This window comes from Stenotrophomonas sp. 99219_Sma (genome assembly GCF_056480785.1).
The window spans coordinates 3409912-3423966 of sequence record NZ_CM151117.1; the positions used below are offsets into that span (position 1 = coordinate 3409912).

The 14055-nt window shown below is 66.0% G+C and carries 13 protein-coding genes and 1 pseudogene; 6 read left to right on the top strand and 8 right to left on the bottom strand.

Annotated elements, in window-relative coordinates; genetic code table 11:
- Positions 1 to 30 precede the first annotated feature (30 nt).
- The 3 genes from ACZK13_RS15690 to ACZK13_RS15700 all read right to left on the bottom strand — a co-directional run bounded on the left by ACZK13_RS15690 (position 31) and on the right by ACZK13_RS15700 (position 2716).
- Positions 31 to 441: a VOC family protein gene (locus tag ACZK13_RS15690; protein WP_478481890.1), complete on the bottom strand. Its 411-nt coding sequence runs from the start codon at positions 439 to 441 to the stop codon at positions 31 to 33.
- Between the two features lie 103 nt (positions 442 to 544).
- Entirely contained in the window at positions 545 to 1912 is a 1368-nt protein-coding gene (locus tag ACZK13_RS15695) for an amino acid permease (RefSeq protein ID WP_253145128.1), read from the bottom strand.
- Between the two features lie 81 nt (positions 1913 to 1993).
- Positions 1994 to 2716 (bottom strand): AraC family transcriptional regulator, encoded by a 723-nt coding sequence (locus tag ACZK13_RS15700; protein WP_032127825.1) that lies wholly within the window; start codon positions 2714 to 2716, stop codon positions 1994 to 1996.
- 173 nt (positions 2717 to 2889) lie between these two features.
- Here ACZK13_RS15700 and ACZK13_RS15705 point away from each other — a divergent pair.
- Both ACZK13_RS15705 and ACZK13_RS15710 read left to right on the top strand, forming a co-directional pair.
- Positions 2890 to 4923, top strand: a pseudogene (locus tag ACZK13_RS15705) (catalase); the annotation flags it as partial.
- A gap of 22 nt (positions 4924 to 4945) precedes the next feature.
- Positions 4946 to 5431 (top strand): hypothetical protein, encoded by a 486-nt coding sequence (locus ACZK13_RS15710; RefSeq protein WP_253145132.1) that lies wholly within the window; start codon positions 4946 to 4948, stop codon positions 5429 to 5431.
- Positions 5432 to 5440: 9 nt separating this feature from the next.
- On the opposite strand, the gene ACZK13_RS15715 is transcribed toward ACZK13_RS15710, so the two are convergent.
- Positions 5441 to 6181, bottom strand: coding sequence for an alpha/beta fold hydrolase (locus tag ACZK13_RS15715; RefSeq protein ID WP_317618065.1), 741 nt, complete (start codon positions 6179 to 6181; stop codon positions 5441 to 5443).
- Positions 6182 to 6348: 167 nt separating this feature from the next.
- Between ACZK13_RS15715 and ACZK13_RS15720 the strand changes: the two genes are divergently transcribed.
- Together ACZK13_RS15720 and ACZK13_RS15725 are read left to right on the top strand one after the other, a co-directional pair.
- Entirely contained in the window at positions 6349 to 6861 is a 513-nt protein-coding gene (locus ACZK13_RS15720; RefSeq protein ID WP_253145144.1) for a hypothetical protein, read from the top strand.
- 14 nt (positions 6862 to 6875) lie between these two features.
- The gene (locus ACZK13_RS15725; RefSeq protein WP_253145146.1) at positions 6876 to 7166 is read left to right on the top strand and encodes a hypothetical protein; all 291 of its coding nucleotides are present in this window, start codon (positions 6876 to 6878) and stop codon (positions 7164 to 7166) included.
- Between the two features lie 86 nt (positions 7167 to 7252).
- On the opposite strand, the gene ACZK13_RS15730 is transcribed toward ACZK13_RS15725, so the two are convergent.
- The gene (locus ACZK13_RS15730; RefSeq protein ID WP_253145148.1) at positions 7253 to 9379 is read right to left on the bottom strand and encodes a methyl-accepting chemotaxis protein; all 2127 of its coding nucleotides are present in this window, start codon (positions 9377 to 9379) and stop codon (positions 7253 to 7255) included.
- A 235-nt stretch (positions 9380 to 9614) separates the two neighbouring features.
- Here ACZK13_RS15730 and ACZK13_RS15735 point away from each other — a divergent pair, with 235 nt between their 5' ends.
- A complete protein-coding gene (locus ACZK13_RS15735; RefSeq protein WP_253145150.1) occupies positions 9615 to 10577 on the top strand; it encodes a L,D-transpeptidase family protein in 963 nt (320 codons plus the stop codon).
- A gap of 4 nt (positions 10578 to 10581) precedes the next feature.
- Positions 10582 to 11262, top strand: a complete 681-nt coding sequence (locus ACZK13_RS15740; protein ID WP_125895318.1) for a M23 family metallopeptidase — start codon at positions 10582 to 10584, stop codon at positions 11260 to 11262.
- Here the strand turns inward: ACZK13_RS15740 and ACZK13_RS15745 are convergent.
- From ACZK13_RS15745 to ACZK13_RS15755, 3 genes are all read right to left on the bottom strand, one after another.
- Positions 11192 to 11854 (bottom strand): hypothetical protein, encoded by a 663-nt coding sequence (locus tag ACZK13_RS15745; RefSeq protein ID WP_125895319.1) that lies wholly within the window; start codon positions 11852 to 11854, stop codon positions 11192 to 11194. The genes ACZK13_RS15740 and ACZK13_RS15745 overlap by 71 nt on opposite strands.
- A 117-nt stretch (positions 11855 to 11971) precedes the next feature.
- Positions 11972 to 13264, bottom strand: a complete 1293-nt coding sequence (locus ACZK13_RS15750) for an adenylosuccinate synthase (protein ID WP_014038120.1) — start codon at positions 13262 to 13264, stop codon at positions 11972 to 11974.
- A 541-nt stretch (positions 13265 to 13805) separates the two neighbouring features.
- Entirely contained in the window at positions 13806 to 13991 is a 186-nt protein-coding gene (locus ACZK13_RS15755) for a DUF2065 domain-containing protein (RefSeq protein ID WP_005410640.1), read from the bottom strand.
- Positions 13992 to 14055 lie beyond the last annotated feature (64 nt).

The following is a 14055-nucleotide window of genomic DNA, read 5'->3' on the forward strand; positions in this document are numbered from 1 at the left end:
GGACCAAGGTCCACACCCACAAACATCCGATCACGGATCCGGCATCTGCCCCAGGCTCAACTGCCACGACACGCCGAAGCGGTCCTGCACCCAGCCGTAGCGGTTGCTGAAGTCATAGTCGCCTACCGGCATCAACCAATGGCCGCCCTCACCCAGCACGCGTGCGGCACGTTCGAACTGCTCGGCGCCGGAGCACTCCACGAACAGCGAGATCGACGGCGAGAATGTGAAATCGTGCACATCCAGGCTGTCAAAGCACAGGTAATGGGTGCCGCCGAGCAGGAAGATGGCCTGGCGCACCTGCCCGGGCACGCCGGCGCCGGCTCCCTCGGGGTGCCGTTGCAGGGCCAGCAGGTGGAAGTCGGCAAAGGCTTCGGCGTACAGGGCCAGGGCGGCCTCAGCCTGGCCGGTGAACATCAGGAAGGGGCGGCTGCGCAGCATGCGGTACTCCTGGTCGACGGGCCGCGGACGGCCCACACGATCAGGATGGCACGGCGGATGTGCAGCCCCCGTGGTAGTGCCGGCCGCTGGCCGGCAGCTTCAATCACGCCTCGCGCATGCGCCGTGCGATGGCGCTGCTGGTGGCGATCGTGGCGGTCAACGCCACCATCGACAGGAACTGCAGGCGGGTGTGCGACTCACTCAGCAGCAGGCCGAAGATCAGTGCCAGGATCGCCAGCGCACAGACGGTCAGCCACGGGAATCCGGCCATGCGGAACGGCAGGCGGGTGCCGAGGCGGTCGGCCCGGCGGCGCAGCACCAGCTGCGAAACCAGCGACAGCGTCCACACCAGCAGGCAGGTGGAACCGACGATGTTCAGCAGCACCGGCAGTACCCGGTCCGGGAACAGCAGTTCCATCACCGTGGCGGCAAAGCCGAACAGCACGCTGGCCAGCACGGCGATCACCGGCACCTGGCGCGGGTCGGTCCAGCCGAGCACGGCCGGGGCTTCGCGGCGCTGCGCCAGCGAATACATCATGCGCGAGGCACCGTAGAGGTTGGCATTGAGCGCCGACAGCAGCGCGATCACCGCGATCAGGGTGATGGCCGTACCCGCGCCCGGGATGCGGGCAATATCCAGCACCGCAGCGAACGGCGACTTCAGCGCCTCGCTGGTCCACGGCACCACGGCGATGATCACGCTCAGCGAGCCGATGTAGAACACCAGGATGCGCCAGGCCACGGTGCGGATGGCACGGGCAATGCTGCGCTCGGGATCTTCGGTTTCGGCCGCAGCGACGGCTACGATCTCGGTGCCGCCAAAGGCAAAAACGACAACCAGCAGCGCCGCGCCGATGCCGGCCAGCCCCTTCGGCGCGAAGCCGCCATGCTCGGTGAAGTTGCTCAAGCCCGGCGAGGTGACCTGCGGCAGCCAGCCCATCAGCAGCGCCACACCGATGGCGATGAAGGCCAGGATCGCCGCCACCTTGAGGATGGCGAACCAGAATTCGAACTCGCCGAAGTTCTTCACCCCGAGCAGATTGATCGCGGTGAAGAACAGCATGAAGGCCAGCGCCGCCATCGGTACCGGTATCGCCGGCCAGACCGTGGCAAGAAGCCCGGCCGCGCCTACCGCCTCGGCGGCGATCACGATCACCAGCTGCACCCACCACAGCCAGCCCACGGTGGCGCCGGCGGTGGCTCCCATGGCATCAGCGGCATAGACCGAGAACGCGCCACTGGTCGGCTTGGCCGCCGCCATCTCGCCCAGTGCGTTCATCACGATGATCACCAGCGCACCAGCGACCAGATACGACACCAGAACCGCCGGGCCGGCCGCCTGTACACCCACGCCCGAGCCGAGGAACAGGCCGGCGCCGATGGCGCTGCCCAGGCCCATCATGATCAGCTGGCGGGGCTTGAGCGAGTGCCCGAGGCGGGACGGCGAAGCGGTCGGAATCGAGTTGGGCATCGGCAGGGCTGGCGGCGGCTACAGGGGCGACACCTTACCCTGTCCCGTGCCCACGGGGATAGGCACAGCGCAGCAGGCGGCTCAGGCCAGCGCCGGCTCGCCGACGTTGCCACCAATACGGGCCCGGTAGGCGCGCGGCGAGAAACCGGTTTCAGCCTTGAACTTGCGGGTAAAGGCGCTCTGGTCGCTGAAACCGCAGGCCTGGCCGATGCAGGCGATGCTGTCGTCACCGTGCAGCAGGTGCATGGCCATCTGGATCCGCAGCCGGGTCAGCACCTGCTGCGGGGTCATCTGGAACACCTTGCGGAAGCTGCGCTCCAGCTTGGACAGCGAGAAGCCGGTGATGTCCAGCAGGGTCTGCATGCGCACGTTCTCGGCGTAGTGCGCATTGAGGTGGGCCAGGGCCAGCCGCAGCTGCTCGTATTGGGTGCCCAGGCTGTCCTTCTGGCCGAGGTCGCGGGATATGCCGATCAGGCCCTCGATGGCCCCATCGACCACCAGCGGGCGCTTGCAGGTCAGGCACCAGCCCGGTTCGCGGTTGGCGAACAGGTGCAGCTCCATCAGGTTCTCGATCACCTCACCGGACAGCACGCGGGCGTCCTGGTCGACGTAGTCCGCACTGAGGCCGGTCGGGTAGATTTCAGCAGCGGTACGCCCGATCACGTCCTTGCGCGCGCGCAGGCCCAGCCGCCGCAGCATGGTCTGGTTGACGTGGGTGTAACGCCCCTGAAGGTCCTTGATGAAGAACAGCACATCCGGGATGGCGTCGAACAGGGCTTCGATGTCGGCGGGCTCGACTCGCATGGGGCAAGCATACCCGAGCCTGCTTTTGCCTGTACGTTCACCTTTGCCGGACCTCGGTTTAACGGGCTCGGTTCCAGTGTCGTGGTTCTCTTTCAGATCCTCCGGAGCCAACGTCAATGGCCGCCAGCAAGCCGACCGGCAAGCGCGCAACCACCCACGCTGAAAACCAACACCGGGGCAACGGTGATGAACTGCACCAGCAGGCCGGGAGCAGCCATCCGGTGATGACCACCGATCAGGGCATCCCGGTGGCGGACAACCAGAACTCCCTGCGGCAGGGAGCTCGGGGGCCCACGCTGCTGGAGGACTTCATCCTGCGCGAGAAGATCACCCACTTCGATCACGAACGCATTCCCGAGCGCATCGTGCACGCACGTGGCAGCGCAGCACATGGCTACTTCGAACTGACCCGATCGCTGAAAGCGCATACCCGCGCGCGCGTCCTGACCGAGGTAGGCGTGAAGACACCCGTGTTCACCCGCTTCTCGACGGTAGCCGGTGGCGCAGGCTCGGTGGACACCCCGCGCGACGTGCGCGGCTTCGCGGTCAAGTTCTATACCAAGGAGGGCAACTGGGACCTGGTCGGCAACAACATCCCGGTGTTCTTCATCCAGGACGCCATGAAATTCCCGGACCTGGTGCACGCGGTGAAGATGGAACCGGACCGTGCCTTCCCGCAGGCGGCCACGGCCCACGACACCTTCTGGGATTTCATCTCGCTCATGCCCGAGTCGATGCACATGATCATGTGGGCAATGAGCGACCGTGCCATTCCGCGTTCGCTGCGCATGATCGAAGGCTTCGGCGTGCACAGCTTCCGCCTGCTGAACGAGGCAGGTGAGTCGACCTTCGTCAAGTTCCACTGGCGGCCGAAGCTGGGCATCCAGTCAACGGTCTGGGACGAAGCGCTGAAGCTGCAGTCGGCCGACAATGACTTCCATCGCCGTGACCTGTTCGAGGCCATCCAGCGCGGTGACTTCCCGGAATGGGAGCTGGCAGTGCAGCTGTTTACGGAAGAAGAGGCCGACGCATTCCCGTTCGATCATCTGGACCCGACCAAGATCATTCCCGAATCACTGGTGCCGTTGCAGGTCATCGGCCGCATGGTGCTGGACCGCTGGCCGGACAACTTCTTCGCCGAGACCGAGCAGGTGGCGTTCTGCCCGGCCAACGTGCCGCCCGGCATTGACTTCAGCAACGACCCGCTGCTGCAGGGGCGCCTGTTCTCCTATCTGGACACCCAGCTGCTGCGCCTGGGCGGCCCCAACTTCCACCAGATCCCGGTGAATGCTCCGAAGTGCCCGTTTGCCAATCATCAGCGCGACGGCCACATGCAGATGCAGGTTCCCAAGGGCCGGGTGGCCTACGATCCCAGCTCGCTGCAGGAAGACACACCGCGCGAGGCCTCAAGCGGATTCCGCAGTCACGCCAGCACGGACGATGGCCGCAAGGGCCGCATCCGCGCGGAGAGCTTTGCCGACCACTACAGCCAGGCCCGCATGTTCTTCCGTAGCCTTGAAAAGCCGGAACAGGCCCATCTGGCATCAGCGCTGGTGTTCGAGTTGTCCAAGGTGGAAACGCTGAAGGTGCGGGTGCGTACCCTCAGCCACCTGCGCAATATCGACGACTCACTGGCACAGCGCGTGGCTGACGGGTTGGCGTTGCCTGCACTCCCCGCCCCCGCGCCGACTGCCACCCCGGTGCGGGACATGCCCCCCGCTCCCGAGGTACGCGTGATCGGGCGCAACAAGCCTACCCTGCAGGGTCGCTGCATCGGCATCCTGTTCGATGAAGGCTCCGACGCTCGCATCATTGCCAGCCTGAGCAAAGCAGCCAGGAAAGCAGGTGCAGACGTGAAGCTGGTCGCCCCCAAAGTGGGTGGCGCCACGCTCAGCGACGGCGCCTTGCAGGCGGCGGATGGGCAGCTGGCGGGCACCCCCTCGGCCGTGTTCGATGCGGTGGCCGTAGTGCTCAGCCCGGAAGCCGCGAAGGCTTTGTCGAAAGAGAGTGCAGCCATCGAATTCGTCAGCCAGGCGTGGGCGCACCTGAAGGCCATTGCCAGCGATGCCGGCGGCCATGCGCTGCTGAAGGCAGCAAGGGTCGGCAACGATGCCGGCATCGTCGAAGCGGAAGATGCCAAGGCCTTCCTGGCGGTCGCCGCCACCCGCCAATGGGCGCGTGAACCCAAGCTGCGCCTGCTGGCCTGACTACAACGACAGGAGAACCGTCATGCCCCGTGGTGACAAATCCGCATATACCGACAAACAGAAGCGCCAGGCCGAGCACATCGAGGAAAGCGAGCGCGAGCGCGGTGCTGGCGAAGGCACGGCCGAGCGTATTGCCTGGGCTACCGTGAACAAGCAGGATGGCGGCGGCAAGCGTAGCGGCAGCGCACGCAAGGGTACGAAGAAGGCGACCCGCAAGACCGCTGCCAAGAAGGCGCCTGCCAGGAAGTCCGCTACAAAGAAGGCCACACCCAAGACGGCAGCGAAGAAGGCACCTGCGAAGAAGGCGGCGGCTAAGAAGGCACCGGCTCGCAAGACAGCCACAAAGAAGGCGACAAAGAAGACGACAAAGAAGACGGTGGCCAAGAAGGCCAGCACTCCCGCCTCGCGTAGTGCTGCCGCGAAGAAGGCAGCGAAGACCCGTGCGGCAAAGAAAACCGTGCGCAGGGTGGCAGCGAAGAAGGCAGCACGTACCCGCGCGCGCGGCTGAGCCCTTCGATCATGGCGACAGCGTCCTCATCCACGCGGCAACTTCGGCTGCAGCTGCGTCGGCGCGCGCCTGGAGTAGCAGATGCGGCCCTTCCAGCGAAACATGACGAGCATCCGGCAAAAGGGCCTGCAGCTCTGCCACGCTGGGCGGCCACAGCAGGCGGTCATGGCACGCGTGCAGGCACAGCGTCGGCACTTCGATTGCCGACAGCAATGCGCGTACGTCGACCCGCAGGGTCGCTGCGGCGCGTTGCCGCAACGTGATCGCCGGAACCTGGACCAACGCATCGCGCAGCATCGACATGTGCTCGCGGGTGCGCCACCGCCCCAGCAGCAGGCGCGCCAGCAACGCCACGGGAGGCAGAGGCCAAGCCGGCGACAGCAGGGCTGCGCTGGCTGCCGGCAATGGCACCGGCCGACGCGCAAAGGTCGAGGCAAGCACCAGTCCGCGCAGCCCGGTAGGGTGTCGCGTGGCCAGTTCAACTGCCAACGGGCCCGAGAAGGACTCGGCAAGCAGGATGAAGGAATGGCCGGGCAGCTGCGACCACAGCCGTTGGGCTAGCGTGGCGTGATCCTGCCCTCCCTGCGCAGGTAGCGTAATCGCCTGCGTCGTCAGCCCATGAGCCTGAAGTGCTGACAGAAACGGGGTGGACAGCCTGCCGGAGCCATCCAGGCCGGGCAGCATCAGCACGTGCTGCGGCGCAGCCGATGCTGAATCACAGCCCGGCTTTTCCTCGCTCCCGATTCCCATGTCACCTCCTTTGCTGACAAGCATCACCCACATCGGCAGGCAACGGAACCTCTGCTCCGGCTCTCCGGCTGCTTTGCCGGTCAAGGTTGAGCAATACTGTCCGCTCTGCCGCGGAACGCGGCTGCCAAGGAGAGCCGTTGATGCGATGGACCTACGCGCTGGCCATGATGGCCATGATGCTGCCACTGAACAGCTCCGCCAGCGATGGTTGGATAAACGGGGACGGCAAGGCGATGCCGGAGACCGATGCAATGAAATCCAGCGGTGGCTTTGCTGCATCGCTGCTGGTTACCTCCGATGCCGACTGGCAGGCCAAGTGGGAAACCCCACCGGAGACCACTCCCGGTTTTACCGAGGCCAACGAAGTCCACCTGGGCGGTGAATTGTTCCTGCTGACATTCCTGTCCAACCCGCAACTGGACGAGAACCGCGTACCCAAGGTGCACTGCGATCTGCGCATGCTACGTCCGGACGGCAGTACCAGTGTCGACGAACGCGATGTTCCCTGTTTCACCACTGCCCTGCCCGGCCCGCCAACCCTGTTGTACATGACCAACCTGCACCTGAAGTTCGTCGCCGAGGCCAGTGATCCGAAAGGCACATGGACTGCGCAGGTGGTGGTCAGGGATCTGCTGCGGAATGTGAGCCTGCCTCTGCAGGCTCGCTTCGACGTCCGTTGAACGGAAGCATGCGAATGAAGATGCGGCGATTACTGAGCTGGACCGGTCTTGCGCTTTGCGTGGTCTACCTGCTGTTGACCGCATGGCTGGTTCACGGCGCGCAGTCGGATGCGGACCCGAAGGGCACCTATATCCTGATGGCGCTCCCCATCACCCTACAGTCCGCCGCACTCGATGCCATCGGCGCAGCCAGCCTGCTGTACGGCAAACCCTGGTCGACCGCGTATGCAGTGCTGCTTCCGCCAACACTGCTGTTGCTGTACGCAGCCGGCTGGCTGATCGAACGCGCCGCGCGCGGGCGCTAGCCAGCGGCACGGACCGGTTGAGCGCATCGACGCCCTGCACGCGGGAGCGCATGCAGGGCGCCATCCAACATCCAGTCGCAGGTTGCTTACGCCGCCTGCGCAGGCATGATGGGCATGCGCGCGCCCTGCTCCACTTTGAACACCGCCACCGACGTGGTCAGCGCATGCGCCTGTTCCTCCAGCGCGCGGCTGGCGGCAGTGGCTTCTTCCACCAGCGCGGCGTTCTGCTGGGTCACCTGGTCCATCTGCACCACCACCTGGTTGACCTGCTCGATACCGGCGGCCTGCTCCTTGCTGGCCGCTGCGATGTCGCTCATCAGCTGGGTGGTTCGCGAGCTGGCCTGGGCCACGCGTGCGATCGCGGCTTCCGATTCAACGGTCACTGCCAGGCCGCTCTTCACCTTCGCAGCGGCGTCTTCGATCAGCTCCTTGATCTCCTTGGCGGCGACACCGGCACGCTGTGCGAGCGTCCGCACTTCGCTGGCGACCACGGCAAATCCACGCCCCTGCTCACCTGCACGCGCCGCTTCCACCGCAGCATTCAGCGCCAGGATGTTGGTCTGGAACGCGATGCCATCGATCACCGTCGAAATTTCCGAGATGCGTGCCGAGGACTGGTCGATCTCACCCATGACCGACGCCATCTGTGCCATCGCCTGCTCGGTCTCGCGTACGGCGGCACCCGCGGCATGCGCTTCACTGTCGGCCTGACGCGCCAGCTCGGCGTTCTGGCGCACGGTGGAGGTCAGTTCCTCCATCGATGCAGCAGCCTCTTCCAGATTGGCTGCCTGCTGCTCGGTGCGGCGCGACAGGTCGTTGTTGCCGGCGGCCAGTTCCTGCGCCGCGTTGTTGATGCTGTCGGCAGCCACCTGGATGCCACGCACGATGCCGGTCAGCTGTGCGGTGGTGGTGTTGGCGTCGTCACGCATGCGTGCGAACACGCCGTCGTACTCGCCATCCATGCGTGCGGTCAGGTCGCCGTGCGAGATCGCGCGCAGCACGTCGGAAACATCGGCGATACTGGCCTGTGAACTGGCCATCATGCCGTTGAGGTGCTCGACCATCGCCTTGAACTGGAACTGGAATTCAGCAGCATCGCCACGCATGCTGAAATCACCGGCGCGCGCGGCGCGGGCCAGTTCATCGATCTGCGCGTTGATTGCCATCAGGCTCTGCTTCACTGCCGCCAGGGTGCGGGTCAGCGTGCCCTTCTCGCCCGGGTAGTCCGGCAAGTCGCGGCTGAGGTCGCCAATGGCGTAGCGCTGCATCACCTCGGCCATCAGCAGCTCCACCTGCACGTGCGATTCGACCAGGCTGTTGGTGGCCTGCACCATGCGGCCGAAGTCACCGGGGAACGCCGTGACGTCCATGCGATAGCGGATCGCGCCCGCCTCATGCTGCTCAGCCATCTGCAGCTGTGCGCCGATCGCCGCCTGCACGCTCTGCCGCACGCTGGCCATCGCCTCGCCCAGCTGGGTCAGTTCGTCACGGCCGCCAAGGCGGAACTCCTGGTCCAATTGTCCCTTGGACAGGCGCTCGGCCAGGTTCACCGCGCGGGCCAGCGGACCGGTCAGGCTGCGGCCGATCATCACCGAGGCACCGATGCCCACCAGCAGCGCGACGCCGCCCAGCACCAGCAGCTGCAGCAGGCTGCGCTCACCCAGGCGGATCGCCTCGGCGGCTGCCTCACGGCTTTCCTTCTCTTCGAAGTCCACGCCATCGGACAGCGCTTTGTTCCAGCCATTGGCCGCTTCCTGCACCGGGCCCAGGGTCAGCGCCACGGCGCCCGGGTAGTCGCCATGCTCCATCAGTTCGCTGGTCTGCTTGTTGAGTGGACGCGCAATGGCACGCTTGGCGGCGATGGTTTCCGCGATGGCCTTGCCGTCGGCGTCGCTGGGCAGCGCCTGGTAGGCGGTCCAGCTGGCCTCGTAGCGCTTGACCAGGTCGGCAATGCGCTTCTCGTCGCTGCCACGGTCTTCGCCCTGGCGAATCAGCATTTCGCGGCGCACGACCATCATCTGGTTGTTGGCATCGAGCATCTGCGACAGCAGCCGCACCTTGGCCACGCTGACGTCGACCACCTGCTGCATCGCGCGCTTCTGCACGACACTGGCGGTGGCGCCGGTGGCCACCACGGCGGCAACCAGCAGCAGCAACAGGCCAAAGCCCAGCCCAAGACGCCAGGCAACCCTGACGTTCCTCAAGTAGTTCATGGGGGTATCCAAAACGGGGGGATGCGCCCTTATCGGCGGCCCGGCAGGCAATCTTGATCGCCGTCCGTCGACGGCGTCGGCCACCGTTCACCTTGGTGAGCCCCCTGCGCAGCAGCACCTGCGCGCTGGACACGGCTGCAATACCCATGGCTGCTCATGCGGGCATCAGATCCCTTTCACGGTGGCTCGGCGGCTGCTGCGGGCAAGGTGGTGGCGTGACCTGCTGGAGATCCCAATGCCCTTGCCCGTGTCCCGATCCACCCTGCTCGCTCTCTCGCTGCTGGCGTCGCCAGCCTTCGCGCAGGCGCCGCCGCCCCACTTGCCCGCACCCATTGCCGAAACGGCCGGACCGGACACCGCACCCCACTCCGCGCTGCACGCCCAGGTGCTGCTGGATCGCGCGAGCTTCTCCCCTGGCCAGATCGATGGCGAAGTGGGCAGCAACCAGCGACGCGCGGTGTCGGGTTTCCAGGCAGCGCATGGGCTGGACGTAACGGGTGAACTGGACGACGCCACCTGGAAGGCCCTGCAGGCCGATACCGTTGGGCCGCTGGCCAGCTACACGCTGACTGCTGAGGATGTCGCCGGTCCGTTCCAGGCCACTCCGAAAGGGCCCGCCGCCCAGGCCAAGCTCACATCGCTGGGCTACGGCAGTGTGGAAGAAGCCCTCGGCGAGCGCTTCCATGCCTCCCCTGAGCTGATGAAGGCGCTCAATCCCGACGTGGACCTGACCAAGGCTGGCAGCCGCATCCAGGTACCCAACATCGCACTGGCCGCATTGCCGAAGGCGGCGAAGATCGTGGTCGACAAATCCGACTCCACGCTGCAGCTGCTGGATGCGCAGGGCAAGGTGATCGCACAGGTCCCGGTGTCGTCGGGCAGCCAGCACGACCCGTTACCGATCGGCGAATGGAAGATCCTGGGCGTTTACCGCGACCCGCCGTTCCACTACAACCCGAAACTGTTCTGGGATGCCCGCAAGGGCGAAAAGAAGGCCACCCTGCCACCGGGTCCGAACAATCCGGTCGGGCGGGTCTGGATCGATCTGTCCAAGCCGCATTACGGCCTGCATGGCACGCCCGAACCCGGCCATGTGGGCAAGACCGAATCGCATGGCTGCGTGCGCATGACCAACTGGGATGCGCAGCGCGTGGCCGATGCCGTGGATACCTCGGTACCCGTGGTGATGCAGGAGTGAGCCGATGCGCCTTTCGCAACTGATCGTGCTGGGCGTTCTGCTGGGGCTGGGTGCAGGCTGGTGGCTGCACCGCGATGCGGGTGATCCGGTACCCGCCCCGCTGCCGCAAGCGCAATCGGCACTGGCAGCGGCGCCGGCGAAGGAATCTGTAGCGACACCCGCAACAGCCCCACCCGCCAACACCGCGCCGTCGGCCGCGCAGACTGCGGATGCACCATCCGGTCTGCTGCTGCCGGTGCAGGGTATCCATGCGTCCCAGCTGCGCGATACGTTCACCGATGCCCGCAGCGAAGGACGCGTACACGATGCGATCGACATCATGGCCGATACCGGTACGCCGGTCCTGGCGGTGGCCGATGGAACGGTGGAAAAACTGTTCGACAGCGAGCGCGGCGGCTTGACGATTTACCAGTTCGAGCCCAGCGGGCGCTGGTGCTACTACTACGCGCATCTGCAGCGCTACGCCGATGGCCTGGCGGAAAAACAGGTGATCAAACGCGGGGATGTGATCGGTTACGTGGGCAGCACAGGCAATGCCAGTGCCGACGCGCCGCACCTGCATTTCGAAGTACACATGCTCGGACCGGAAAAACAGTGGTGGAAGGGAGAGTCGATCAACCCCTATCCCCTGCTGAAGTCGGCGGCACTGACGCCCGGCGCTGCCAGCGCCTCAACACCAGAGTAAAGACAGCCAACGCAGCCCCTGGAATCAGCAGGAACAGCGCCGCCATCTTCCAGAAGAAGAACGGCCACAGCCAGATGTAATCCAGGTCGGTCAGCTTCAGCAGGTCCAGCGGTGGCTGCAGCTCGATGTCTGCCGCGTGCCCGGCCAGCGCCGGGTCCACCTCCAGCACGGTGACCCGTAGCCATGAGCGGCCGCGTGGCAATGCGTCGCCGCGGCCATAGCCAAAGTAGAACGCCGTAAGGCCGCTGGACTCAACCGAAGCCAGCGCGCGATTGATGCCCTGCCCGGCCACTCCCGAACGCTCCCCTGCGCGGAAGTCTCTCTGATCGGTCGGAGTTTCGATGTGCAGCAGCACCTCGGGGTCAGCCTCTGTACCGTCCGCGGCATAGCGCAGGCGCAACCGCAGTTGGTCATCGATAAGGCGGTAGACGGTGATCTGGGCGGTTGCGCCAGGACTCAGCACCAGCGGCACCGTCTGCGTGCGCGACGCCAGGGCATTGGCGGCCGCACCCAGCAGCAGTACCAGGCAGGCGATGCCCCACAGGCTCCACATCACCCACAGGGTGATCCGCACCACCGTTACGCCCTTCACGCTGACATCCGGGTCATCACGTCATTTCCCTGCTGGCCGTGCCGACACAGTAACGAAAAAGCCCCGCTTTCGCGGGGCTCTTACTGTCACCTACGCCGGGCAGCGCCCGGCGCTACCTCAGGCGAACGGATCCTGCAGGACCATGGTGTGGTCGCGGTCCGGGCCGGTGGAGACGATGCTGATCGGGCAACCGGCCAGCTCTTCCAGCGAACGCAGGTAGGCACGTGCGGCCGGCGGCAGGTCATCCCAGTTGGTGATGCCGTGGGTGTTCTCGCTCCAGCCCGGGAACTCCAGGTACACCGGGGTGCAGTCTTCCCAGCCCTGCGCGTCCAGCGGCGCGTACTCGGTGCGCTTGCCGTTGTATTCGTACGCGATGCAGACCTTGAGCTTTTCCATGCCATCCAGCACGTCCAGCTTGGTGATGCACAGGCCGCTGATGCCGTTGATGGCCACGGCGCGCTTCAGCGCGACGATGTCCATCCAGCCGCAGCGACGCGGACGGCCGGTCGAGGCACCGTACTCGGCGCCGCGGTCACGGATGCCCTGGCCTACTTCGTCGTCCAGTTCGGTCGGGAACGGGCCGCCGCCGACGCGGGTGGCGTAGGCCTTGGCGATGCCCAGCACGTAGTCGATCGAATCGGCGCCGACGCCGGAACCGGCCAGTGCACCACCCACGGTGGTGTTGGAGCTGGTGACGTACGGGTAGGTGCCGTGGTCGATGTCCAGCAGCGCACCCTGCGCGCCTTCGAACAGCACGCGCTTACCCTGCTTGCGCAGGTCGTGCAGGATGCCGGCCACGTCGGACTTCATCGGCTGCACGTATTCGCCGAAGGCCAGCGCTTCGTCGAAGGTCTTCTGGAAATCGACCGCATCGGTGTTCAGATACTTGGTCAGCACGAAGTTGTGGTAATCCAGCGCGGTGCGCAGCAGTTCTTCCAGCTGCTTCGGGTAATGCAGGTCGGCGATGCGGATGCCGCGACGCGCCACCTTGTCTTCGTAGGCCGGGCCGATGCCACGGCCGGTGGTGCCGATCGCCTTGCCGCCGGCAGCGCGCTCGCGCGCCTGGTCCAGGGCGATGTGGTACGGCATGATCAGCGGCGCGGCCGGAGAGATCTTCAGGCGCGAACGCACTTCCACGCCGGAGGCTTCCAGCTCGGCGATTTCCTTCTGCAGCGCGGCCGGCGAGATCACCACGCCGTTGCCGATCAGGCACAGCGCATCGTCACGCAGGATGCCCGACGGGATCAGGTGCAGGACGGTCTTCTTACCGTTGATGACCAGGGTGTGGCCGGCATTGTGGCCGCCCTGGAAGCGCACGACGGCGCCGATTTCCTCAGTGAGCAGATCGACGATCTTGCCCTTGCCTTCATCGCCCCACTGGGCACCCAACACTACGACAGACTGACCCATGACGGGCTCCTCATATGTTGCGGCCATCGGGGCCGCGGACGGTTGAACCGTGGCGGGGCTGGCCAGCACCTGGAGGGCGGCTCCAAACGGGGAGCAGCCGGCGATGGAAGGCCCAGACACGGAAAAAGCCGAACGGGGAGGCCCGTCCGGCTTTTGTGCATTATCCGGGTTTCCGGGGTCGGGTGCCACCTTTCCGACGGACGGCTTCACCGGCCGGTCAGCCGCCCCGCCCGGTCGTGCCGGCCGTTGGCCGGCAATGCCAACCAAGGTTGGCATCTGCCAGAGCCGGACCACGCATGTGCCGGTCGGTCAGGCGCCTCCCGGTAGTGCCGGCCGCTGGCCGGCAATGCCAACCAAGGTTGGCATCTACCAGAGCCGGGCCACGCATGTACCGGCCGGTCAGGCGCCTCCCGGTAGTGCCGGCCGCTGGCCGGCAATGCCAACCAAGGTTGGCATCTACCAGAGCCGGGCCACGCATGTGAACGCAGGCGGCCGCTGGCCGGCAATCCCAGGTTGCCGGCCAGCGGCTGGCACTACCCTTTCAATGCCGCGCCCACCACAGCAGGCTCAGGCCGGCCAGCAGCACCAGCCCGCCGAAGCTGCGCAGGGCTGGGCTGGGCAGGTCCAGCAGGCGCTCGGCCATGCGCTTCCAGGCGAACGGGGCGACGAACAGGAACAGGCCTTCCAGCACCGCCACCAGGCAGACGGCGGCGAACAGATCTTTCATGGGGGACTCCGGAAAAAGCACGGGGCCCGGCATCTGGCCGGGCCCCGTGGGGTACTGCCCTGCG